Genomic DNA, 22,865 nt, shown 5'->3' with positions numbered 1-22,865 from the left:
ACCGGCGACACAGATAGACGATGGATCAGACAGCGAACTACATCCAGGCGAGGTTCGCACGGCCGGCCCTCGCCTCCGTGCTCATCGCAGGGCTCGCTCTGGGCGGCTGCGAGAGTATCGTCGACGGCGCCAGGGATCTTGCCGGCGGCAGTGATACGGCTGACGCGGCGCATCAGCAGGCGGACCAAACCCGTATCGCCCAGGCGCAATCGCATTTCGACCATGGCCGGCCGGAGCAGGGCGTAGCGCTGTTGCGCCCGCTTGCCGACCAGGGCGACGCGGAAGCGCGCTTCCTGCTGGGCCTTGCCTACAGCGACGGGCGAGGGGTGCCGAGGGATCGCGCCCGTGCGCTGAGGCTGTTCGAGGCCGCGGCTGCCGACGGTCATGCCGATGCCGCCTTTCTGGCGGGACTGGCGCATCATCGCGGCAGGGGCACGGCGGCAGACCAGACGGAAGCCGTCCGGTACATGCGCGAGGCGGCGGAAGCCGGCCATGCGGCGGCGCGGTACCGGATGGGTCTGTTCCATCAGACCGGGGCGGGCGTGACCAGGGATCCGGAAGCCGCCGCCGGTTGGTTCCGGCAGTCGGCCCGGCAGGGCTTCCCCGAAGCCGCGGCCGCCATCGCAAAGGCTTACGAGAACGGTGTCGGGGTCGAAAAGAATCTGCCCTGGGCGATGCGCTGGCACGAGCGCGCCGCCGGGTACGGCGTTGCCCGATCCCAGTTCAAGTTCGGCGTCCTGGTCGCCGCCGGCCGCGGCATGCCGGCCGATCCGGAAACCGGCCTCAAATGGCTGATCCTGGCGGAGGGGAAGGGCATCGCCGAAGCCCCGCCGGTGGTTGACGCCTTGGAGGCGCGGCTTTCGCCGGCCGCGGTGAGGCGTGCTGAAGCGGCTGCGCGCGCGTGGCGGCCCCGTCCGGCCGGCCAGGTCGAGCCAGTGGACCCGGCGACCGTGCGTTATGTCCAGGCGATGTTGAACAGGCTCGGGTTCGACGCCGGAGCCGTCGACGGTCTCGACGGGCCCCGCACGCGCGCTGCGGTTCGCGCGTTCCGCCAGAGCCGGGCGCTCGGCGGCGGCGCCGGGATCGACGAGCCTGTCCTTCGAACGCTCCGCCAGGAAACCGCCTGACCGCCTCACCCCACCCGAGCGAAAAGAGCGAAAAGAAGGACGCCGGACCTCGGTCCGGCGTCCCATTCTGTTCCGGCCGCTGCGGACCGGCCCCTGAAGACCGGTCCGTCCGACGGAACGCGATCAGCTTTCGCTGCCGGTATCCGTATCGGCGTCGTCGGTGTCGCCCTCGGCGACATCGCCGTCATCGGTCGGGCCGTCGTCGGCCACGTCGCCATCGTCGGTCGAACCGTCGTCGGTGCCGTCATCGGCCACGTCGCCATCGTCGGTCGAGCCATCGTCGCTGCCGTCATCGGCCACGTCGCCATCGTCGGTCGAACTGTCGTCGCTGCCGTCGTCGGCGACATCGCCGTCGTCGGTCGAACCGTCGTCGGTGCCGTCATCGGCCACGTCACCGTCGTCGCCATCATCGATGCCGCCGTCGGGATCCTCGATGCCGAGCAGGTCGTTCACCGCGGCGACGACATCATCATTGACGTCCTTGTTGGCTGCGGCTTCGAGCGCGGCCTCTGCCTCGGCGCTCTCCTGGCCATGTTCCGCCACGGCGTCCGCATAGGCCTGAACCAGCCCGACCTGGGAATTCGGCGCGGCGTTGTCCCTGGCCGTCTGCGAGGCGTGTGCGGCGTTCAGCGCGCCCAGGGTGCTGGCCGACGCCTTGCCGTCATCGATATCGCCGTCGTCGATATCACTGTCATCGACATCCGCCGTATCGATACCGCGACCCCGGACGCCGTGGCCCCGACCATTGACGTCGGTATCGGTGTCGGTGTCCGCGCTCAGACCAAGTCCGCGGCCGGGCGCTTCGCCACTGTGTCCGGGCGCCGTGCCGCTCTGGCCGGGCGCCTCGGCGCTCTGTCCGGGCGCGGTGCCGCCATGACCCGGTGCGCTGCCGCTGTTGCCCGGGGCGCCATCGCCTGCGTCGGCGCTGGCGCCGGGGCCACCATCACCGGCGCCGCCACCGGGGCCACCGCCAGCGCCCGGACCGCCGCCACCGGGACCACCGCCAGCGCCCGGACCGCCGCCACCGGGACCACCACCCGGACCACCGCCACCGGGACTACCACCCGGACCACCGCCGCCGGGACCGCCCTTGGCCAGGGCGGCGGGCAGTTCGACCGTCAGCTTCTTGCCGTCGATGCCGGCGTCCATCATCAGGGCGCCGCCAAAGGCGACGGCGCCGAGCGCCAGCAGGCTTGTCGTCTGTTTCAGCCGGTTGATCATGTCTTGGAATCCTCCCGAGAGGCTGGATCTTCAGAACGCGGAAAGGCCCGGCGTTCCGTGTGGACGCGCAAGTGCAGCGCGCCACTTCCATGAACAAACTAGTGGCTGCAGCCGGCGGACGTTATGACCGGCTGGTGATCAAGCTGTGACGCCGGGCGGCCCAGTCCGGTCAGAAAACCCAATAGCCGCCGTCGATCAGGAAACTCTCGGCGGTGTGGAAGCCGGAGGCCTCCGACATGATGTAGACGGCGATGCCTCCGAAGTCCTCCGGGCGGCCCCAACGGCGCATGGGCATGCGCGGCATGACATTGCCGTGGAAACGCGGATCGGCGAAGGCCTTTTCGGTCATCTCCGTCTCGATCCAGCCCGGCAGGATGGCGTTGGCGGTCACGCCATGGCGCGCGAACTCGATCGCCAGGGCGTTCATCATCGAGACGAGACCCCCCTTGGAGAAGGCATAGTGTTCGTTGCGTGCGGGGCCGGACAGCGCGGCAAGGGAGGCGGTGCCGACCAGCCGGCCGAAGGGGTCGCCGTTCTTCGAACGCTCGACCATGTGCCGCGTGGCAGCGCGGAAGGTGAAGAACGCGCCCTCCATGTTGACCGACATGACGTGACGCCATTCCTCGATCGTCATCTCGGTGAAGGACGTCCCGCGCGCCGAGACGCCGGCATTGGCGAAGCAGCCGTCGACCCGGCCATGGGCCTCCAGCGTTTCGGCGAAGCGCCTGTCCACATCCTGCTCGTCGGCCACGTCGCAGACGAACGCCGTGTGCGTGCCGCCGGGGCCGGCGGCCTTCAGCCGTTCCAGCGCCTCGGCGTTCTTGGCGTCGTTGCGGCCCCAGATCGAGACATCGCCGCCGGCGGCGGCGATGGCCTCGCCGAAGCCCAGGCCGATGCCGCCATTGCCGCCGGTGATCAACGCCACCTTGCCCGTCAGATCGAACGGCTGGTACGCCATGTCGCTTCCCTCCCCGGTATCATTCGCGCGCCGCGCCCGCCGCGGCCCTCGGGAAGGTCGGATAGCAGATAACGCGCCTCTCGCGCCATCCGCTCCGTGCGGGATCAGTTGATCAGCAGATCGAAATTCTCCGGAGCTTCGTCGATCACCGTCGGGCCGTTCTCCGTCACCCGCAGGATCGAGAGCTGGCGATCGGTGGTGTTGTCCGGTCCGATCCGGAACGCGCCCAGATAGGCGCGGAAGCCGTCCGGGTTGTGCAGCCGGTCCGCCGAGAACGGGTTCTGACCGGGCTGGGCGGTGCGCACCAGATCGGCCGTCATCGCCACGGCGCCATAGGCGAGTGCTGCGATATCCAATGGCGTCTCGCCGTACTCCGAGCGGTAGCGGTCGCTGAAGGCGTTGATCAGTTTCGGATCCGGGTGGGGGAACCAGGCGCCGATCAGCGTCGGCTCCGTCTCCAGGCCGTCGCCGTACCAGCTGCTCATGCCCAGATAGCGCACCGTTTCCGGATCGATGTCGTAATAGGCAAGCAGCGGCGCCATGGTCTGCAGCCGGCTGCGCGGCTCGGCGATCAGCACGGCGTCGAATGGTGGGTCGCCGAAGGTGTCCAGGTTTTCCAGCCGCCTCAGCGCCTGCTTCGAGATATCGTCGCCGCGGCTCCTGAGCCGGGCGCGCTCCCGCTCCAGCGCGGCCGCGCGTGCGTCGTAGTCGGCGAATGACCTGGCGGCGTTCAGCAGACGATCGTCGCTCGCCTGCGCGCCGGCGGGATAGAAGTAGATCCGTTCGGCGGCGGCGCCCGCGTCGATGGCCGCCTCGCGCAGGTTCTCGGCCACCACCCGGCCGTAATCGGAATCCGGCAACAGGGCACCGAACCGCGAATAGCCGTTGCGTGCGGCGAAGCCGACGATGCGCCTTATCTCGGTCTCGGGGGTCAGGCCGAGGATCAATGCGCCGTCCGAGGCCTTGGAGGCGTCGTTGGAGAAGGCCAGCACCTTGATGCTGTTGCGGGCGGCGATGTCGCGCACCAGGGGCACGTGATCGCCGAACAGGGGGCCCAGAATGATGTGCGCGCCCTCGGCGACCGCGGCTTCGGCGGCGGTCCGGGCGCCCAGCGGCGTCGATTCCGTGTCCTTGGGCATCAGCATCAACCGGTCGGCGCCCTGGTCGAAGACGGCCATCTGCGCCGCCTTCAGCATCATCTGGCCGACCGTGCCGGCGCGGCCGCTGAGCGGCGCCAGCAACGCCACCCGCACCGGCTGACCGGATGCAACAAGTTTCCGCATGCGGGCGTCGCTGGCGGCGGCGGTCTCGAAGTCGTTCAGGGAGCCGGTCGCCAGACCGCCGGGCAGGGCCGGCTTGTCGGGTTCGGTCGAAGGCGCGGGCCGCGGGTCGGGTGTGGTCGCCACTTCGGGCGTCGCCGTGGTAGGTTCTTCCCGCTGCGCCTGCTCGCATCCGGCGGCGGCGAAGGCGACGAGAACAAGCGCGCATACGCGGCGGCGGTAGGGGATCGAAAATCGTCTCATCAGGGCACCCAACTTCTTCTTGTACCGAGCCTGTCGAAACCGATCCGCGACGCCCGAAGCCCGGAAGCGGACTCTACGTCGTCGCCACGCCGATCGGCAATCTCGGGGACATCTCCGAACGCGCCAGAGAGGTCCTCGCGAGCGCCGATCTCGTCCTGGCGGAGGACCGGCGGATGGCGGCCAGACTTCTCCAACACATAGGCGTGCGGACCACAGTCGCCAATTACCACGAGCACAATGCGGCCAGAGCAAGGCCGGACATCCTGCGCCGCCTCGCGGAAGGTCAGGTAATCGCGCTGACCAGCGACGCCGGTACGCCACTGATCTCTGATCCTGGGTACAGGCTCGTCGACGAGGCGCTGGAGGCCGGCGTGGCAGTCCGGGCCGTCCCCGGCCCCTCCGCGGTGATCGCGGCCCTTTCGGTTTCGGGTCTGCCGACGGACCGGTTCATGTTCGTCGGCTTCCCGCCGCCGAAGCAGGCGGCGCGGCGCAGCTTCCTGGCGGAGGTCGCCGGTATTGCCGCAACGCTGGTGTTCTATGAATCGCCGCGCCGGCTGCCCGACTGCCTGCGTGACATGGCCGCGGTCCTGGGCGACCGGCCGGCGGCCGTCGCGCGGGAACTGACGAAGCTGCACGAGGAAGTGCGCCGGGGAGGACTGCCGGACCTGGCGGACCACTACACCGCCGCGGGCCCGCCGAAGGGTGAGATCGTCATCATCGTCGGCCCCCCGGCGGCGGCGGAAACCGACTGGGCGGCGATCGACCGGGAACTCGCCGACAGGCTGACGGGGGAGAGCCTGCGCGACGCCGTCGACGCGGTCGCCGCCGGAAGCGGCGCCCCCCGCAAGGCGGTCTACCGCCGGGCGCTGGCGCTGAAGAATGGCGATGGTGGCGCGTAGCCGGGCGGACCGGCGTGCCGCTGAGCGCGCCGGGCATCGCGCCGAATGGCTGGCGGGGCTGTGGCTCCGGCTGAAGGGCTTCCGCGTGCTGGCGCGGAATGTGCGCACGCCTCATGGCGAGATCGACCTCATTGCGCGCCGTGGCAAGATCGTGACCTTCGTCGAGGTCAAGCGCCGCGACGACGAGGATGACGCCCGTCGCGCCGTGACCGTGCGCCAGCGCGACAGGATTGCCCACGGGGCCCGCTATCTGGCGGATTCCGGACGTTTCGGACCGGGCGCCGAGAGCTTCCGCTTCGACGTGGTGATCGTGCGCCGCGGGCGCCTGCCGCTGCACATTCCGGACGCCTGGCGACCCTGAGGCGCGCGACGCCCGCCGGATGCGCTAGAATGCGCGGGTGATTCGCTTCCACCAGGAGCCACGGCAATGAGCAGATTACCCTTGTCGAATTTCGCCGCCGCCGCCGCGCTGGCCGCCGGACTTGCGGCAGCCCTGGGCGGCTGCACGGGCGCGGTGCTGGGCGGCGGAGCCGCCGCCGGGATCGGCGTGGCGCAGGAGCGCTCGGTCGGCGACGCGATCGACGATACCACCATCGCCACGAAACTGTCCGCGGCACTGCTCGACGACAGCTTCAGCCTGTTTCGCGACGTCGACCTGGAAGTGGTCGAGGGCCGCGTCCTGCTGACCGGCAAGGTGCCGGAAATGAAGGACAGGCTGCGCGCCGAGGAACTGGCCTGGAAGGTCAAGGGCGTGAATGAGGTGGCCAACGCCATCCAGGTCACTTCGGAGGGCGGGATCGGCTCCTATGCCCGCGACGTGCGCATCTCCAACGAATTGCGTCTGGCCATTCTGGGCGATTCCAGGATCCTGGGAATCAACTACTCGATCGAGACCGTCGGCGGCGTGGTCTATCTCATAGGCATCGCCCAGAGCGAGGAGGAACTGGACCGCGTGATCCAGCACGCCCGCTCGATCAAGGGCGTGAAGAAGGTCGAGAGCTATGTGCGCCTGAAGGACGATCCGCGGCGGGCAGGCTGACCGGGGACCCGGGATGGACTGGCGCGGCGAGCTGAGCGAACAGGGCAGGCGGGACAATGACGCCCTGGACATCGCGGGGACGTTGCTCGCCCTCTCCGCAGCGGACGATCCGGGGCGCGATCTGACACTGGCGCGCGCCGAACTGGCGGCGCTGGCCGAACCGTTGGCGGCGCAGGCCTCGGCCTCCGCTCTTGCCGGCCGGATCGCCCGCGGCCACGGCTATCGCGGCGACGCCGAGACCTATGACGACATGCGTAATGCCGACATCGCCGAGGTGGTGCGCCGGCGCAGGGGGCTGCCCGTCGCGCTGGGGCTGCTCTACATGCATTGCGGCCGCGCCCAGGGCTGGTCGATCGCCGGCCTCAACTTCCCCGGCCACTTCCTGCTCCGGCTTCAGGGCGGGGAGAAGCCCGAACTCATTGACCCCTTCAACGCAGGCAACACCATCACCCCCGCGGAAATGAACGCCATGCTCCAGCGAATGAACGGGGCCGGTGCAAGATTGCAGCCCGGCCACATGGCCGCGGTCCCGGTGCGGCACGTGCTGATGCGGCTGCAGAACAACATCAAGATCCGGGCCCTGCAGGCGGGCGATACGGACAGGGCGGTGGCGGTGCTGGAGCGGGTCAGCCTGTTCGCGCCGGCGGAGGCGGCGGTCTGGCTTGAATGGGCCGGGATCGAGAGCGGGCGGGGCAACATGCGCCGCGCGCTGGCCCTGCTCGACCGGGGCGCCGAGCACGCGGCCGACGAGGTCTCGAAACTCGCCCTCGCCGATGCCCGGCAGGCACTGGGCCGGCGTCTCAACTGACCGGTTCAAGGTCACCCGCCGTCGCTGGAGAACATGATTGCGGCGAGCCTTTTCCGCGCGAAAGCGGAGGCGCCGAGCAGCCGGATCAGACCGTCTCGGGCGGCCTTCGTCAGCGGTCCCGAGGCGGTGACGAGCCGGAACCCCCCTGTCGGCGGCGCGCATGACACCCTTTGCCGCTTCCAGCCGGCGGTGCTGATAGCCGTCCAGGCCGCCTTCGGAGACGGCGCGGGCGAAATCGAAAGCGTCGTCGATGCCGAGGTTCATGCCCATGCCGCCGACCGGGGAATGGACGTGGGCGGCATCGCCCGCCAGCCAGACGCTGCCGCGACCGAAACAGTCGACGCGGCGCTCGCTGAGCCCGAAGCTGTTGCGCCAGCTCACCGTGCCCAGCGCCATTTCGCGGCGGACCCTCGCCTCCAGGTCGGGGTGGTTGCCAATGGCACGGAAGCGACCGTCACCCAGGGTGATCATGAACAGCGCCAGGCTCGGATCGTCCAGAAAGGCCGCGGCCTGGCAGTCGGGCCAGGGCCAGTCCACTTCGGCGTCGAGCAGGGACCAGTCGCCCTCATAGGGCACCCCTTCGAATTCGACGCCCAGGCTTCGGCGGGTAATGCTATGCGCCCCGTCGGCGCCCAGGACAAGGTCGGCCTCGAAGATCTGACCGTCATCGGTCGCGACCGACGCGGTGCCGTCGTTCTGCCGGACCTCCGCGGCTTCTGTGCACCAGAGAATCTCGATACCGCGCGCCTCGGCCAGTCCGGCGAGGATCGCTTCGGTGCGGCTCTGGGGCAGTGCGACCATGGTCGGCGGCGGCGCGTCGGGTTGCGGGATATCGAGCGTGGTGAGCGCGCGGCCATTGCGGAAAAATCTGACGCGTTGCAGCGGGGTCGCCGCGTCCAGGATCGGCCGGGCCGCGCCCACCGTATCGAGATGAAGCAGGCTGCGGCGGTTGACGCCGACGGCGCGGGATTCGCCGATGGTGTCCTCAAGCCGTTCCAGCACCCGGACTGCATGTCCGCGCCGGGCAAGCGCCAGCGCTGCGCTCAGCCCGGTGGGGCCGGCGCCGACCACGACGATGCTGGCATGCGCGCCGGTCATGCAGGCGACGTGGGGCGGGCGGGACTGCGGTCAATGTGGGCGCCTGCGGCGGAACGGCTTTTGACCGGCCCGGCGTACGCCCTATCATCGCGGCGGAATTCTTTGGGGAGCGCCGCCGGATGAGCCTGAAAGTCGCGGTCCAGATGGACCCGATCGCCGCGATCGACATCAACGCCGATTCGACCTTCGCCCTGATGCTGGAGGCGTCGGCGCGGGGGCATCGGCTCCACTACTATCTGCCCCAGGAACTGGCCTGGACCGGCGGGCAGGTAAAGGCCCGTCTGCGCGAGGTCGAGGTCCGGCGGGAAAAGGGCAACCATTTCACGCTTGGCGAGGACCGCATCGCCGACCTGACCGAGATGGACGTCGTCCTGCTGCGTCAGGATCCGCCCTATGACATGGCCTATCTGACGACGACCTACCTGCTGGAGCGCATCCATCCGAAGACCCTGGTGGTCAACGATCCCACAGAAGTGCGCAATGCCCCGGAGAAGCTGTTCGTCACCGAGTTCGTCGACCTGATGCCGGCGACCCTGATCACCCGCGACACGGCGATGATCCGGGCCTTCTACCACCAGCATGGCGACATCATCGTCAAGCCGCTCTACGGCAATGGCGGGGCGGGCGTCTTCTACCTCAGGGACGGCGACCACAATCTGAGTTCCCTGCTGGAGATGTTCCAGCAGATGTTCCGCGAGCCCCTGATCGCGCAGAAGTTCCTGCCCGCCGTGCGCGAGGGGGACAAGCGGATCATCCTGGTCGACGGGGAACCCGCCGGGGCCATCAACCGCGTCCCGGCGGAGGGCGAGTCGCGCTCCAACATGCATGTCGGCGGGACGCCGCTGAAATCGACGCTGACCGAGCGGGAGCACGAGATCTGCGCCCGCATCGGCCCGGAGCTGAAAGCGCGCGGCATGATCTTCGTCGGCATCGACGTGATCGGCGGCCTGATGACGGAGATCAACGTGACCAGTCCGACGGGCATCCAGGAGATCGACCGCTATGACGGGGCCAATCTCTCCGGTCTGATCTGGGATGCGATCGAGGCGAAGCGGTAGGCTCCGCCCCTCCGGAACCATTGCGCCATCTTGCCTTCGCATGCGCAAATGAGGCAGGAATCCGCCGGGCCTTTCGCCTATAGTGCGCGACGAATTCGGTTGGGGACGAACCGGCGCACCATGCCGGGCAATCGAGGCACAGATTCTAACCACGGAAGGAGTTGGGAGTGGGCGAGGACACCTTGAAGACGCGCCGCAGCCTCGACGTTGGGGGCAAGACCTACGACTATTTCAGCCTGAAGGCGGCGGAGGCGGAACTGGGCGACCTGTCGGTCCTGCCCAAGACGCTGAAGGTGCTGCTGGAGAACCTGCTGCGCTTCGAGGACGGGCGCACGGTCACGACCGACGACGTGAAGGCGGTCGCCGAATGGCTGAAGGAGCGCCGCTCCGACCGGGAGATCGCGTACCGGCCGGCGCGCGTGCTGATGCAGGACTTCACCGGCGTTCCGGCCGTGGTCGACCTGGCCGCCATGCGCGCCGCCATCGAGTCGATGGGCGGCGACGCGAAGAAGATCAACCCGCTGAGCCCGGTCGATCTGGTGATCGACCATTCGGTGATGGTCGACGCGTTCGGCAATCCGCAGGCCTTCGAGAAGAACGTCGAACTGGAATACGCCCGCAACAAGGAGCGCTACGAGTTCCTGCGCTGGGGCTCCACCGCGTTCGACAATTTCCGGGTCGTGCCGCCGGGAACCGGCATCTGCCATCAGGTGAACCTGGAATACCTCGCCAAGGTCGTCTGGACGAAGGAGGAGGACGGCAGGACCGTCGCCTATCCCGACACGCTGGTGGGCACCGACAGCCACACCACCATGATCAACGGTCTGGCCGTGCTGGGCTGGGGCGTCGGTGGCATCGAGGCCGAGGCGGCCATGCTGGGACAGCCGATCTCCATGCTGATCCCGGAGGTCGTGGGCTTCCGGCTGACCGGCAAGCTGAAGGAAGGCACCACCGCCACCGACCTGGTGCTGACGGTCACCGAGATGCTGCGCAAGAAGGGCGTGGTCGGCAAGTTCGTGGAGTTCTTCGGCCCCGGCATCCGTGAGATGAGCCTGGCCGACCGCGCGACCATCGCCAACATGGCGCCGGAGTACGGCGCCACCTGCGGCTTCTTCCCGATCGACGACGAGACGCTCGCCTACATGCGGGCGACCGCGCGGCCGGACGACCTGGTGGCGCTGACGGAGGCTTACGCCAAGGAACAGGGTTTCTGGCTGGACGACGTGGAGCCCGTCTTCACCGACACGCTGGAACTCGACATCTCCACCGTCGAGCCGTCCCTGGCCGGGCCGAAGCGGCCGCAGGACCGGGTGCCGCTGTCGATCGCAGCGGACGCCTTCGACAAGGCGCTGACGAAGGACTTCAACGTCCCCGACAAGGCGAAGTCGGTGCAGGTGAAGGGCGCCGACTACGCGATCAGTCACGGCGATGTCGTGATCGCGGCCATCACGTCGTGCACGAACACGTCCAACCCGGGCGTGATGCTGGGCTCGGGCCTGGTGGCGCGCAACGCCGTCGCCCGTGGGCTGACCGTCAAGCCGTGGGTCAAGACCTCGCTGGCGCCGGGCAGCCAGGTGGTCTCCGACTACCTTGCCGAGGCCGGTCTGGACGACGATCTGGACAAGCTCGGCTTCAATCTCGTCGGCTATGGTTGCACCACCTGCATCGGCAATTCCGGCCCGCTGCCGGAGCCGATCGCGGAGGCGATCACCGAGGGCGATCTCGTCGCCTGCTCGGTCCTGTCGGGCAACCGCAACTTCGAAGGCCGGGTGAACCCGCACGTGCAGGCCAACTACCTGGCTTCGCCGATGCTGGTCGTGGCCTACGCCATCGCCGGCTCGATGCACGTCAACCTGCTGGAGGATCCGCTCGGTCAGGATCCGGACGGCAATGACGTCTACCTGAAGGACATCTGGCCCTCGAACCAGGAGGTCATCGACACGGTCCGCGCCTGCGTGAAGAAGGAGATGTTCCTGAACCGCTATGGCGACGTCTTCAAGGGTGACGAGCACTGGCAGAAGATCAATGTCTCCGGCGGCCTGACCTATGACTGGGACTCCACCTCCACCTATGTCCAGCACCCGCCCTATTTCGAGGGCATGCAGGCGGAGCCCGGCGAGGTGAGCGACGTCAGGCATGCGCGCATCCTGGCGGTGCTGGCCGACTCGGTGACCACGGACCACATCTCGCCGGCCGGTTCCTTCAAGGAGGAGACGCCGGCCGGGCGCTATCTGACCGACCACCAGGTGCCGCCGCGGGAGTTCAACTCCTACGGCTCCCGCCGCGGCAATCACGAGGTCATGATGCGCGGCACCTTCGCCAATATCCGCATCCGCAACGAGATGGCTCCCGGCACCACCGGCGGGATCACCCGGCACATGCCTTCGGGTGAGGAAATGCCGATCTACGACGCTGCCATGCGCTACGCCGAGGAGGGCGTGCCGCTGGTCGTCGTGGCCGGCAAGGAGTACGGCACCGGCTCGTCGCGCGACTGGGCGGCGAAGGGAACGCGCCTGCTGGGCGTCAAGGCGGTGATCGCGGAAAGCTTCGAACGCATCCACCGCTCCAACCTGGTGGGCATGGGCGTGCTGCCGCTGGTCTTCAAGGATGGCCAGAACCGCAAGACGCTGAAGCTGACCGGTGAGGAGCTCATCTCCCTCGGCGGCATCGAGAGCGGGATCAAGCCGCGCATGGACGTGCCCTGCACCATCACCCGGCCGGACGGCTCGACGGAGCATGTCACCCTGCTCTGCCGCATCGATACGCTCGACGAGGTGGACTACTACCGGCACGGCGGCATCCTGCAGTACGTGCTGCGCCGCCTGGCGGCGTAGGGGCCGGTGCGATTGACGGGCGGGTCACCCATGTGTGACTCGCCCGGATCGCGGCGCCCTCCTAGTTTCCGGCGCATGACACGCGTGAGATCATTGCTGGCCCTGGCGGCCGCGGCGCTTGTGGCGCCGTCGAGCTGGGCGGAGGACGCAGCAGGCAATCTCACCGTCGTCGAGCTGTTCACCAGTCAGGGATGCAATTCCTGTCCGCCCGCCGACAGGTTGCTGGGCGAGCTGGCGGCACGGGAGGATGTGCTCGGGCTCAGCTACCATGTCGACTACTGGGACTATCTCGGCTGGAAGGACACGTTCTCCCTGCCGGAATCCTCCGTGCGCCAGCGGGGCTATGTGGGACACGCCGGCGGGCGCTACGCCTATACGCCGCAGATCGTCGTCGGCGGCGAGCATCAGGTCGTCGGCAGCCGGCGCGCCGCGGTCGAGACTGCGATCCGCGAGGAAGCCGCCGAGCCCATGGCGGTGGAGATCCGGGCCCGGCCGGATGGCGGCGGCATGTGGCATGTTGCGATGGAACCGACCGAGCTGCCGGAGATCGTCTGGGTCTGGCTGGTGACCTTCGACGACCGTCACGACGTCGACATCGAGCGGGGCGAAAACAGTGGCAAGACGCTCTCCTACTACAATGTCGTTCGCCGCATCGAACGCATCGCCACATGGGACGGACGGACCGCGCTCGACGTGCCGGTCGACATGCGGCAGGCCTGGGCGGATGGCCGCGACGGCTGCGCCGTGATCGTTCAGACGGCCGGATTCGGCCCGGTGCTGGGCGCGGCGCGTATCCGGCGGAATGGAAGCTGACCGCCGCCGAAAAGGCGGCGCGCTTTCCATTTGTGATCCAGATCACAAGATGATGCGCTGAAGTGGGGTTCGCGCCGCGCCAGGTTGGCCGGGAGCCGTCGAAACCGGCCCGCCGCACCGGATGTCGGGGGCGAGCGCTCATGAAGGGTTAACCCGGATCTGTGAGATTTGCTATTGCGGCTGATCGGGAAGCTCTGGAAGATCGGACTTATGGGTATTCTTGCGCTGAGAACTGGAAGTGTGGCCCGCACCGTCTGGGCGAGCGCCGCGCTGATCGCCGCAACAACCATGACCGCCGGTGCGGTGGAACGGCAGCCGAACAACGATTTTTCCGAACTGCCGCAGGTCGCCGCGGTGACCGGTCAGTCCTCGGCCCAGACCCCCAGGGGCCAGAGGCTGAGCGGGGAAGGGTTCGGCGCCTATCTCGCCGGACGGCAGGCCCGCAAGGACGGCGATACCACCGCCGCCGCGCGCTACTATGCCATGGCGCTGGCCGCCGATCCGGACAATGACAGGCTGGCCCGGCGCGCCTTTGTTCTCGACGTCAGCGAGGGCCTGTTCGATCGCGCCATTCCGCTCGCGAACCGTGTGCTGGCCGGGGACGAGGCGGCGCCGGTCGCGAACCTCACCATCGCCGTCGACGATCTGAAGAACGGCCGTTACGGCAAGGCCGAAGCGCGGATCGCCAGGGCGGCGAAGCGCGGCGCCATGCGTCTGGTGGGTCCGTTGCTCCGCGCCTGGGCCGCCTATGGCGCGGGCGACGTTCAGGGGGCGCTGGCCCGTCTCGACCCGCTGGAGGGCAACGAGACCTTCAAACCGTTCGAAATGTACCACCGCGCGCTGCTGCTCGGCGCATCGGGCGACCCGGACGGCGCTCTCGCCGCCCTCGATTCCCTGCCCGACGATGTCGGCCTGGATCTGCGTTCGCGCCTTGTCTACGCATCGCTGATCGAGCGGCGCGACGGTCGCGAGGCGGCGCTGGCCTATCTGAAGGGGCTGACAGCGCGCTATGGCGAAGATCCGGTGTTGCGGACCTATCTGACCGGCGAACGGCCGGTCGCCGATGCCTTCCCGGTCATCGACGCCGGGGATGGCGCAGCAGAAGCGCTCTATGGCGCTGCGTCGGCGCTGGCGCGGGATGCGGTCAACGACGTCTCGCTGGTCTATCTCAGGCTGGCGCTGCACGTCCGTCCCGATCTGGATGTCGGCTACGCGCTGTTGGGCGACATGCAGGAGGAAAGCGGCCGCTGGGACGCCGCCATGTCCTCCTACCGGCGGATCGATGGCGAGTCGCCTTACAAGTGGGGCGCCAACATCCGCGTCGCCTGGGCCCTCGACACGCTGGGCCATACCGACGATGCGATATCGCTGCTGCGCACGATGGCGGACCAGCGCAAGCAGAACATCACCACTCTGGCGACGCTGGCCGACGTCCTGAGGGGTCACCGCCGCTTCGACGAGGCGGCCAGGGTCTACGCCGAGGCGATCGAACGCATCGAGACGCCTGGCGCGAGGCACTGGTCGCTGTTCTACGCCCGTGGCATCGCCCTGGAGCGAACCCAGCGCTGGAAGCAGGCCGAGTCCGACTTGCTCAAGGCCCTGGAGCTGAATCCCAATCAGCCGCTGGTGATGAACTATCTGGGCTACTCCTGGGCCGATCAGGGCGTGAACCTGGAAAAGGCGGTGGCCATGATCCAGAAGGCCGTCGACCTGCGGCCGACCGATGGCTACATCGTCGACAGCCTGGGCTGGGCCTATTACCAGAAGGGCGACTTCGAAAACGCGGTCAAGCAACTGGAACGCGCCGTCGAACTGAGGCCCGAGGATCCGACGATCAACGATCATCTGGGCGATGCGCTCTGGCATGTCGGCCGCCGCCGGGAGAGCTGCTACCAGTGGCGTCACGCCCTGCAGCTCGATCCCGAGCCGGAGCAGGCGGAGCGAATTGTCGAGAAGCTGAACGACGGTCTGGACGAGGGTGCCAGGGCTTTCCGTGGCTGCTTCTTCTGAGGCGATTGCGCCGGCCGCGCTTTTCGAGGACGCGCCGGCCAAGCTGAACCTGTTCCTGCACGTCGTGGGCCGCCGCGACGATAGCTATCACCTGCTGGAGAGCCTCGTCGCGTTCACCGATATCGGCGATCGCCTGTCGGCGACGGTCCGGGCCGACGGGGCGCTGTCCCTGACTGTCTCCGGGCCCTTCGGGGCGCTTCTGACCGAGTCCCCGGAGAACCTGGTGCTCCGCGCCGCACGGTCGCTGCGAAGCCGGCTGGGCGTCAGCGCCGGCGCGGCGCTGCATCTGGAGAAAAACCTGCCGGTCGCCTCGGGCATCGGCGGCGGTTCGGCGGACGCGGCCGCTGCGCTCAGGCTGCTGAACCGTCTCTGGGAGGGCGGGCTGAAGGAGGGCGATCTGGCCGGGATGGGCCTCGCGCTCGGCGCCGACGTGCCCGTCTGCATCGCCTCTCATGTCGCACTTATGCGGGGTGTCGGCGAAGTCCTGGAGCCGGCGGCGCTGCCCGCCCCCTTCGGCGTTCTGCTGGTCAACCCGCTGCAGCCGGTCTCCACGCCCCGGGTCTTCGCCGGCTTTCGCCGCACCGGGTGCTTTGCCGCGCGCGCTGCCCATGACTGGACGGTCGAGCCCGATCCCCATCGCTGGCTGCATCATCTCGCGGCGGCGGGCAACAGCCTGCAGGCGCCGGCCGAAACGCTGCTGCCGGAAATTGCGACGATCCTGTCGGTGCTGGGCGAACTGCCGGAATGCCTGCTGGCGCGCATGTCCGGATCCGGCGCGACCTGTTTCGCACTGTTCCCCGATGCGCCAGCCGCGGCGTCCGCGGCGCGGGATTTCGGCGCGCGCCGTCCCGATTGCTGGGTGGCGGCGGGGCGGTTGCGGGGTTAATCATCGCCTGCGGATTCAAGGCAGGATGGAACGCCCATGAGCATGGTCATCGCGGTGGACGGCCCGACGGCTTCCGGCAAGGGAACCCTCGCCCGCCGGCTGGCGGCGCATTTCGGCTTCGCCTATCTGGACACCGGCTCGCTCTACCGTGCGGCGGCGCTGCGGCTGTTGAGGGCGGGCGGCGACGGGGCGGACACCGATGCCGCCGTGGCGGCGGCACAAGGGATCGGACCGGACGATCTCGCCGATCCGGCCCTGCGTGAGGAGGCGACGGGCAACATGGCTTCCCGCGTGGCCGCGCTGCAGCCGGTGCGCGATGCGCTGTTCGCGCTGCAACGAGACTTCGCCGCCTGCCCGCCGGCCGGTCTGCCCGGAGCCGTCCTCGACGGACGCGATATCGGCACCGTCGTCTGTCCCGATGCCCGGGTGAAGCTGTTCGTCACCGCCGATGTGGCAGCGCGGGCGCGCCGCCGGCACCTCGAACTGACAGGGCAGGGACAGGAGGTCGCCTACGAGACCGTTCTGCGGGACCTGAAGGACCGCGACGCCCGGGATTCGGCCCGCGCCACCGCCCCGCTCGCGCGGGCGGACGACGCAGTGTTGATCGACACCACCAAATTGGATATAGAAGCCGCATTCTCCGCGGCGCTGGAGGCGTGCGCGTCCCGTATGGACGGGAGCTGACGCCGGCTGCGGAGGGTCCGAAGGTTGCGATCGCCCCCGGCGTCGCAAAATCAAGCCTCGGGCCGCTGAAAGGAGAGAACCCTCGAAATGAGTGATGTTAACGCCGGAGCTGGCACTCAGCTCCCGAGCCAGGATGATTTTGCCGCCCTCCTGGACGAAACCTATGGCTCCGAAGACAATCTCGAAGGCTCGGTCATAAAGGGAACCGTGCTGGGCGTGGAGAATGACCACGTCATCGTCGATATCGGCCTGAAGACCGAGGGCCGCATCCCGCTGCGCGAGTTCCAGAACGGCGGCCGGCCGCCGGAAATTCATGCGGGCGACTCGGTGGAGGTCTATCTCGAGCGCATCGAGAACGGCCAGCACGAGGCCGTCATCAGCCGCGACAAGGCGCGCCGCGAGGAAGCCTGGGCGAAGCTGGCCAAGTCTTTCGACGCCAACGAGCGCGTCGAGGGCATGATCATCGGCCGGGTCAAGGGCGGCTTCACTGTCGACCTGTCCGGCGCGGTGGCGTTCCTGCCGGGCTCCCAGGTCGACATCCGTCCGATCCGTGACGTGACTCCGCTGATGAACACGCCGCAGCCGTTCCAGATCCTGAAGATGGACCGCCGCCGCGGCAACATCGTCGTCTCCCGCCGCGCGGTGCTGGAAGAGACCCGCGCCGAGGCCCGCCAGGAGCTGATCCAGCGCCTGGAGGAAGGCATGATCACCGACGGCGTGGTCAAGAACATCACCGACTACGGCGCGTTCGTCGACCTGGGCGGCATCGACGGCCTGCTGCATGTCACCGACATGTCCTGGCGGCGCGTCAATCACCCGACCGAGGTTCTGAACATCGGCGAGACCATCAAGGTCCAGGTGATCAAGGTCAACAAGGAGACCCAGCGCATCAGCCTCGGCATGAAGCAGCTGCAGGAAGATCCGTGGGACGGCGTGGCGCTGAAGTACCCGGTCGGCGCGAAGCTGACGGGCCGCGTCACCAACATCACCGACTACGGCGCGTTCGTGGAGCTGGAGGCCGGCGTCGAAGGTCTGATCCACGTCTCCGAGATGTCCTGGACCAAGAAGAACGTCCATCCGGGCAAGATCGTCTCCACCAGCCAGGAGGTGACGGTGCAGGTCCTGGAGGTCGATCCGGAGAAGCGCCGCATCAGCCTGGGTCTGAAGCAGACCATGGACAATCCGTGGGACAACTTCGCGGAGACCCACCCCGTGGGCTCGACCGTCGAGGGCGAGGTCAAGAACAAGACCGAGTTCGGTCTGTTCGTCGGCCTGGACGGCGAGATCGACGGCATGGTCCACATGTCCGACCTCAGCTGGGACGCTTCGGCCGAGCAGGCCATGAACGACTACAACAAGGGTGATCACGTCCGCGCCGTGGTGCTGGATGTGGACACCGAGAAGGAGCGTATCAGCCTCGGCATCAAGCAGCTCGAGAACGATCCGTTCGCCGGCGCGAAGTCGCTCAAGCGCGGCGCGACCGTCACCTGCTCGGTCACCCGCGTGCTCGACGCCGGTCTGGAGGTCGAGACTTCGGAAGGCCTTTCGGGCTTCATCCGCAAGGGCGACCTCAGCCGCGACCGCTCCGAGCAGCGGCCGGACCGCTACGCTGTCGGTGACAAGCTCGACGCCAACGTCATCAACGTCGACAGCAAGACCCGCCGGGTCAACCTGTCGGTGAAGGCGCTGGAAGTGGCCGAAGAGAAGGAGGCCGTGGCCAATTATGGCTCCTCCGACTCCGGCGCCAGCCTTGGCGACATCCTGGGCGCCGCCCTGAAGGCGCGCATGGAGGCCGGCAAGGACGACGAAGAGGAAGACGGCGACAAGTAAGGCCTGAAACGGGGCGCGCCCTTGCGGCGCGTCTCCGCAGGTCTACGATCGCGGACGGGGAGCGTCATCGGCGCTCCCCGTTCCTTCTTTCGGGGTCGGAGAATTGGCGGCAACGGGCGACATCGACTGCTGGGTGCTTTCCAACGGCGGCGCCGGCATGCTCAACCAGTGCATCGGCCTGGCCGAGGCGATGGACGTCGCGTGGACCGACAAGCGCGTGGCCATCCGCCAGCCCTGGCTCAGCCTGCCGCCCGGCCTGTGGCTCAGGCCCTTCGCCGCGCTCGGTCCGGGCTCTTCGGACCTGCGGCCGCCCTGGCCGGACCTGCTGATCGCCAGCGGCCGCCAGACCGTCGCCATCGCCGCGGCCATCCGCCGTGCCTCGGCGGGCCGCACATTTACCGTCCAGATCCAGAAGCCCGGCATTCCGCCCCGCCATTTCGACCTCGTGGTCACGCCGCAGCATGACCGGCTGGCCGGTGCGAACGTCGTCGCCACCAAGGGCGGGCTGAACCGCATCACGCCGGCGCGCCTCGAGACCGAGGCCGCCCGCTTCGCCGACAGCGTCGCCCATCTGCCGCGCCCGCTGATCGCCGTGCTGGTGGGCGGCTCCAGCAAGGCCTACCGGATGACGGAAGCCAGCGGCCGCGATCTCGCGGCGAAGCTGCGCGCCCTGGCCGAGCGGGAGGGGGCGGGGCTGCTGGTCACCGCCTCGCGCCGCACCGGCGAGGCGAACGCCGCCGTGCTCCGGGAGGCGCTGGAGGGCCTGCCGCATCTCTGGTGGGAAGGGATCGGCGAGAACCCCTATCTGGGATGGCTGGGCCTCGCCGATGCTTTCGTGGTCACCGGGGATTCCGTGAACATGATCTCGGAGGCCTGCGCCACGGGGAAGCCGGTCATGGTCCATGGCCTGCCGGGCGGCACGCCCAAGTTCGACCGTTTCCACCGGCTGTTCCGGGAGGCGGGCCTGGTCCGGCCCTTCGAGGGGCTGCTGGAGCGCTACGCATACGAGCCGCTGAACGAGACCGCCGAGGTCGCCCGTATCGTCCGGGCGCGCATGGCGGCGCGGTAGGTCCCTTTAGAGCGTTCCGCTGTTTGATTGAACCGCCACTCACTCGGCGTGTCACCCCCGCCTCTGTGCGGGGGTCCGGAGCGGCTTCGCCGCAAGTCGACAATCTGGCCGGATGCCCGCACAAGGCGGGCATGACACCGAAGCTCCACTGGCAATTCAATCTCCCCAAGGCTCGCTCTAGAATCCCGGGGCCGGCGCTTGTCGCAATATGTCATTGCCCGGACAAGACGGGCAGCGACAATTGCTACTCTAGCCCGCCTTCTGGCGTGCGATCTCGTCCTCGACGTCGCGCAGCTTGTCCTTGCCGAAGAACATCTCGTCGCCGACGAAAAAGGTGGGGCTGCCGAAATTGCCGCGTTCGACCGAGGCCTCGGTATTCTCGATCAGCTTCTGCTTGATCGCCGGATCCTGCGTCGCCTCGACAAGGGCGCGGCCATCGAGGCCAGCGGCGTCCAGCACCGCCGCGACGGTCCCGGGATCGTCCATCTTCCGGTTGTCCTCCCACATGGCGCGGAAGACGGCCTCGACATAGTCCGCCAGCCGGCCATCGCGCTCGGCCGCCAGCGCGCCGCGCATGATCAGCACCGTGTTGACGGGGAAGTGCTCGTTCCAGCGGAAGCCGGCAATGCGGTGGTTCTCGACGAAGCGTTTCATCTCGAGCTGGCCGTACTCGGCCTTGTTGCGGATGCCCTTCAGGCTCTCCATGGGCGAGACGTTGCCGGTCAGCTTGAACACCCCGCCCAGCAGGACCGGCACATAATCGAATTTCGCGCCGCTGCGCTGCTCGACCGCGGGAATCACCCGGTGCGCCAGATAGGCGTTCGGGCTGCCGAAATCGAAATGGAATTCAACCCTGGGCATCGATAATCCTCCCCTGCTGCCGGCGGGGAGCGTATCACGGCGGTGACGATCTCGGCAGCCATTCGGGAGGCGGAACCGTGGACAGAATCCAGACCATCGAACAGCTCGAGGCGATCTACGGCGAGGTCCCGGAGCGGGCGCTGGTCAAGGAGAGCCCGACGCTGATTCCGGAATACGCCGCATTCGTGCGCCGCGCGCCGTTCTGCATGCTGGCGACCGTCGGGCCGGAGGGCGTCGACGTCTCGCCCCGCGGCGACCCGCCGGGCTTTGTCCGGGTGGCCGACGAGCGGACGCTGATGCTGCCGGACCGGCGCGGCAACAACCGAGTGGATTCACTGCGCAACATCGTGCGCGACGGCCGCGCCTCGCTCATCTTCATGATCCCCGGCATCGGCGAGACGCTGCGCGTCAACGGCCGCGCGGACCTGGCGATCGATCCCGGCCTGCTCGAGAGCTTCGCCTTCGAGGGCAAGACGCCGCGCTGCATCGTCCGGGTCCATGTCGAGACCGTCTATTTCCAGTGCCAGAAGGCGCTCGCGCGCTCGGGCCTCTGGGACCCGGCGGCGCAGGCGGATCGCTCCGAGGTGCCGACGGCCGGGCAGATGCTGCAGGCGCTGATGCAGGACCGGGATTTCGACGGCGACGAATACGACCGGACCTATCCCGAACACATGGCCCGGACGATCTACTAGACGCCACGCGCCGCCGGGCGGTTTTCCATACGCGGCTTGAACGGCCCCGATGCCGGCGGCAAGATCGGCGCAATACAGGCGGCCGGCCGTCCCGAGCCATGGCCGCCGTGACAGAGGCCGCCCGGGGGCCACAGCCCTCCGGTTGCCGGACAAGCATGATCGGGAACCGGGAGGTAACGATGAAACTGAAGATGATCGGAATGATGGCATCCGTGGCGTGCGCCGCCGCGACGCTGGTCCAGGCGGCCGAACTGCCGCGTGCGTCGGATCCGGCGTCGCTCGGGTTCTCCGGCGACCGGCTGCAGGCGCTGGATGCGCGCATCGCGAAGGAGATCGAGGCCGGCAGCTTCCCGGGCGCCATCGTCATGGTCGCCCGCGACGGGCAGATCGCGCATCTGGGGGTCATGGGCAAGCGCACCGAGGGCGGCGAGCCGATGGCCGAGGACGCCATCTTCCGCATCTATTCCATGACCAAGCCGATCACCTCCGTCGCGGCGATGATCCTGGTCGAGGAGGGCCGGCTGGACCTGAGCCATCCGGTGCACGCCTACCTGCCCGAATACAAGGAGATGCAGGTGGCCACCGGCAAGGACGCCGACGGCAATGTCACTCTGGAGCCCGCCAGGCGGGCGATGACCATTCAGGACCTGCTGCGCCATACGGCCGGACTCACCTATGGCTTCTTCGGCGCCGGTCCCGCGCGCGAGGCGATGAGCGAGATGAACCTGGAAAGCGCGGGCCTGAACAACCGCGAGATCGCCCGTGTCATCGGCGGCCTGCCGCTGGAACATCAGCCGGGCCAGGTCTGGGAGTACAGCCGCGCGACCGATGTTCTGGGCGCCGTGATCGAGGTCGTCGAGGGCCGGCCGCTCGGTGAGGTCTTCCAGGACCGCATCTTCGACCCGCTCGGCATGGAGGACACCATGTTCCGGGTCGCCGATCCGGCCGACCAGGCGCGGCTCGCCGAGGCCCGTGCCGACGACATGAACGTCGGTCCCATCACCATGCACGATCCGGCCGCCGAGCGGGCCTTCGAATCCGGCGGCGGCGGTCTGCACTCGACGGTGCACGACTACGCGCGTTTCGCACAGATGCTGCTGAACGGCGGCGAACTTGACGGCGCGCGGATCCTCTCGCCGGAGACAGTGGCCTTCATGACCGCCGATCACCTCGGCGACCGCATCGGACCCGGCAAGTACTATCTGCCCGGGCCGGGTTATGGTTTCGGCCTCGGTTTCGGCGTGCGTCTGGACCGCGGCGTCTCGCCCGCGAACGGCGTTCCGGGCGAGTACTACTGGGGCGGCGCGGCCGGCACCTACTACTTTGCCGATCCCACGAACGACATGTTCCTCGTCTACATGATGCAGTCGCCCAAGAACCGGGTGAAGGTGCGCGCGATCCTGCGCAACATGGTCTACGGCGCCATGACCGGGAACGGATCCGCCGACTGAGCCG

19 protein-coding genes and 1 pseudogene are annotated in these 22,865 nt (G+C 68.3%); 15 read left to right on the top strand and 5 right to left on the bottom strand.

Annotation, left to right across the window (positions count from 1 at the left end; translation table 11 throughout):
* Positions 1-20: 20 nt before the first annotated feature.
* Positions 21-1,127: an SEL1-like repeat protein gene (locus CWC60_RS20510; RefSeq protein ID WP_109795792.1), complete on the top strand. Its 1,107-nt coding sequence runs from the start codon at positions 21-23 to the stop codon at positions 1,125-1,127.
* A gap of 123 nt (positions 1,128-1,250) precedes the next feature.
* On the opposite strand, the gene CWC60_RS23360 is transcribed toward CWC60_RS20510, so the two are convergent.
* From CWC60_RS23360 to CWC60_RS20490, 3 genes are all read right to left on the bottom strand, one after another.
* Positions 1,251-2,348: a hypothetical protein gene (locus CWC60_RS23360; RefSeq protein WP_109796392.1), complete on the bottom strand. Its 1,098-nt coding sequence runs from the start codon at positions 2,346-2,348 to the stop codon at positions 1,251-1,253.
* A 169-nt stretch (positions 2,349-2,517) separates the two neighbouring features.
* Positions 2,518-3,306 (bottom strand): SDR family NAD(P)-dependent oxidoreductase, encoded by a 789-nt coding sequence (locus CWC60_RS20495; RefSeq protein ID WP_109795789.1) that lies wholly within the window; start codon positions 3,304-3,306, stop codon positions 2,518-2,520.
* 104 nt (positions 3,307-3,410) lie between these two features.
* A complete protein-coding gene (locus CWC60_RS20490) occupies positions 3,411-4,829 on the bottom strand; it encodes a penicillin-binding protein activator (RefSeq protein WP_109795788.1) in 1,419 nt (472 codons plus the stop codon).
* On the opposite strand from CWC60_RS20490, the gene rsmI reads away from it, so the two are divergent.
* The 4 genes from rsmI to CWC60_RS20470 all read left to right on the top strand — a co-directional run bounded on the left by rsmI (position 4,793) and on the right by CWC60_RS20470 (position 7,575).
* A complete protein-coding gene (gene rsmI / locus CWC60_RS20485; protein WP_420891175.1) occupies positions 4,793-5,728 on the top strand; it encodes a 16S rRNA (cytidine(1402)-2'-O)-methyltransferase in 936 nt (311 codons plus the stop codon). The genes CWC60_RS20490 and rsmI overlap by 37 nt on opposite strands.
* A complete protein-coding gene (locus CWC60_RS20480) occupies positions 5,715-6,089 on the top strand; it encodes a YraN family protein (RefSeq protein WP_206420070.1) in 375 nt (124 codons plus the stop codon). The genes rsmI and CWC60_RS20480 overlap by 14 nt, the downstream gene beginning before the upstream one ends.
* Positions 6,090-6,155: 66 nt before the next feature.
* Positions 6,156-6,767 carry a BON domain-containing protein gene (locus CWC60_RS20475; RefSeq protein ID WP_125182843.1) on the top strand — a complete coding sequence of 204 codons (612 nt, stop codon included), beginning with the start codon at positions 6,156-6,158 and terminating at the stop codon, positions 6,765-6,767.
* A gap of 13 nt (positions 6,768-6,780) precedes the next feature.
* On the top strand, positions 6,781-7,575 hold the full coding sequence (locus CWC60_RS20470; RefSeq protein WP_109795784.1) for a transglutaminase family protein: 795 nt from the start codon (positions 6,781-6,783) through the stop codon (positions 7,573-7,575).
* Positions 7,576-7,788: 213 nt separating this feature from the next.
* On the opposite strand, the pseudogene CWC60_RS24435 reads toward CWC60_RS20470, so the two are convergent.
* Positions 7,789-8,673: pseudogene (locus CWC60_RS24435) on the bottom strand (FAD-dependent oxidoreductase); the annotation flags it as partial.
* Positions 8,674-8,792: 119 nt separating this feature from the next.
* On the opposite strand from CWC60_RS24435, the gene gshB reads away from it, so the two are divergent.
* The 8 genes from gshB (at position 8,793) to CWC60_RS20420 (ending at position 19,857) form a co-directional block, all read left to right on the top strand.
* Entirely contained in the window at positions 8,793-9,731 is a 939-nt protein-coding gene (gene gshB / locus CWC60_RS20455; protein ID WP_109795783.1) for a glutathione synthase, read from the top strand.
* Positions 9,732-9,892: 161 nt separating this feature from the next.
* Entirely contained in the window at positions 9,893-12,565 is a 2,673-nt protein-coding gene (gene acnA, locus CWC60_RS20450; protein ID WP_109795782.1) for an aconitate hydratase AcnA, read from the top strand.
* 84 nt (positions 12,566-12,649) lie between these two features.
* On the top strand, positions 12,650-13,378 hold the full coding sequence (locus CWC60_RS20445; RefSeq protein ID WP_165787546.1) for a DUF1223 domain-containing protein: 729 nt from the start codon (positions 12,650-12,652) through the stop codon (positions 13,376-13,378).
* A 240-nt stretch (positions 13,379-13,618) separates the two neighbouring features.
* Positions 13,619-15,388, top strand: coding sequence for a tetratricopeptide repeat protein (locus CWC60_RS20440; RefSeq protein ID WP_164516663.1), 1,770 nt, complete (start codon positions 13,619-13,621; stop codon positions 15,386-15,388).
* Positions 15,372-16,274 (top strand): 4-(cytidine 5'-diphospho)-2-C-methyl-D-erythritol kinase, encoded by a 903-nt coding sequence (locus CWC60_RS20435; protein WP_206420069.1) that lies wholly within the window; start codon positions 15,372-15,374, stop codon positions 16,272-16,274. Before CWC60_RS20440 ends, CWC60_RS20435 begins: the two co-directional genes overlap by 17 nt.
* A gap of 42 nt (positions 16,275-16,316) precedes the next feature.
* On the top strand, positions 16,317-16,958 hold the full coding sequence (gene cmk, locus CWC60_RS20430) for a (d)CMP kinase (RefSeq protein WP_109795821.1): 642 nt from the start codon (positions 16,317-16,319) through the stop codon (positions 16,956-16,958).
* Positions 16,959-17,045: 87 nt separating this feature from the next.
* Positions 17,046-18,788, top strand: coding sequence for a 30S ribosomal protein S1 (rpsA, locus tag CWC60_RS20425; RefSeq protein WP_109795779.1), 1,743 nt, complete (start codon positions 17,046-17,048; stop codon positions 18,786-18,788).
* A gap of 103 nt (positions 18,789-18,891) precedes the next feature.
* Positions 18,892-19,857: a mitochondrial fission ELM1 family protein gene (locus tag CWC60_RS20420; protein WP_206420067.1), complete on the top strand. Its 966-nt coding sequence runs from the start codon at positions 18,892-18,894 to the stop codon at positions 19,855-19,857.
* 249 nt (positions 19,858-20,106) lie between these two features.
* Here the strand turns inward: CWC60_RS20420 and CWC60_RS20415 are convergent, their stop codons facing one another.
* Positions 20,107-20,718, bottom strand: coding sequence for a 2-hydroxychromene-2-carboxylate isomerase (locus CWC60_RS20415; protein WP_109795778.1), 612 nt, complete (start codon positions 20,716-20,718; stop codon positions 20,107-20,109).
* 77 nt (positions 20,719-20,795) lie between these two features.
* Between CWC60_RS20415 and CWC60_RS20410 the strand changes: the two genes are divergently transcribed.
* The gene (locus CWC60_RS20410) at positions 20,796-21,410 is read left to right on the top strand and encodes a pyridoxamine 5'-phosphate oxidase family protein (protein WP_109795777.1); all 615 of its coding nucleotides are present in this window, start codon (positions 20,796-20,798) and stop codon (positions 21,408-21,410) included.
* Between the two features lie 179 nt (positions 21,411-21,589).
* On the top strand, positions 21,590-22,861 hold the full coding sequence (locus CWC60_RS20405; protein WP_109795776.1) for a serine hydrolase domain-containing protein: 1,272 nt from the start codon (positions 21,590-21,592) through the stop codon (positions 22,859-22,861).
* The last annotated feature ends 4 nt before the right edge of the window (positions 22,862-22,865 follow it).

It is taken from the genome of Minwuia thermotolerans (genome assembly GCF_002924445.1).
GTDB classification, from domain to species: Bacteria; Pseudomonadota; Alphaproteobacteria; order Minwuiales; family Minwuiaceae; genus Minwuia; species Minwuia thermotolerans.
This window is presented reverse-complemented; position numbering and strand designations above follow the sequence as displayed.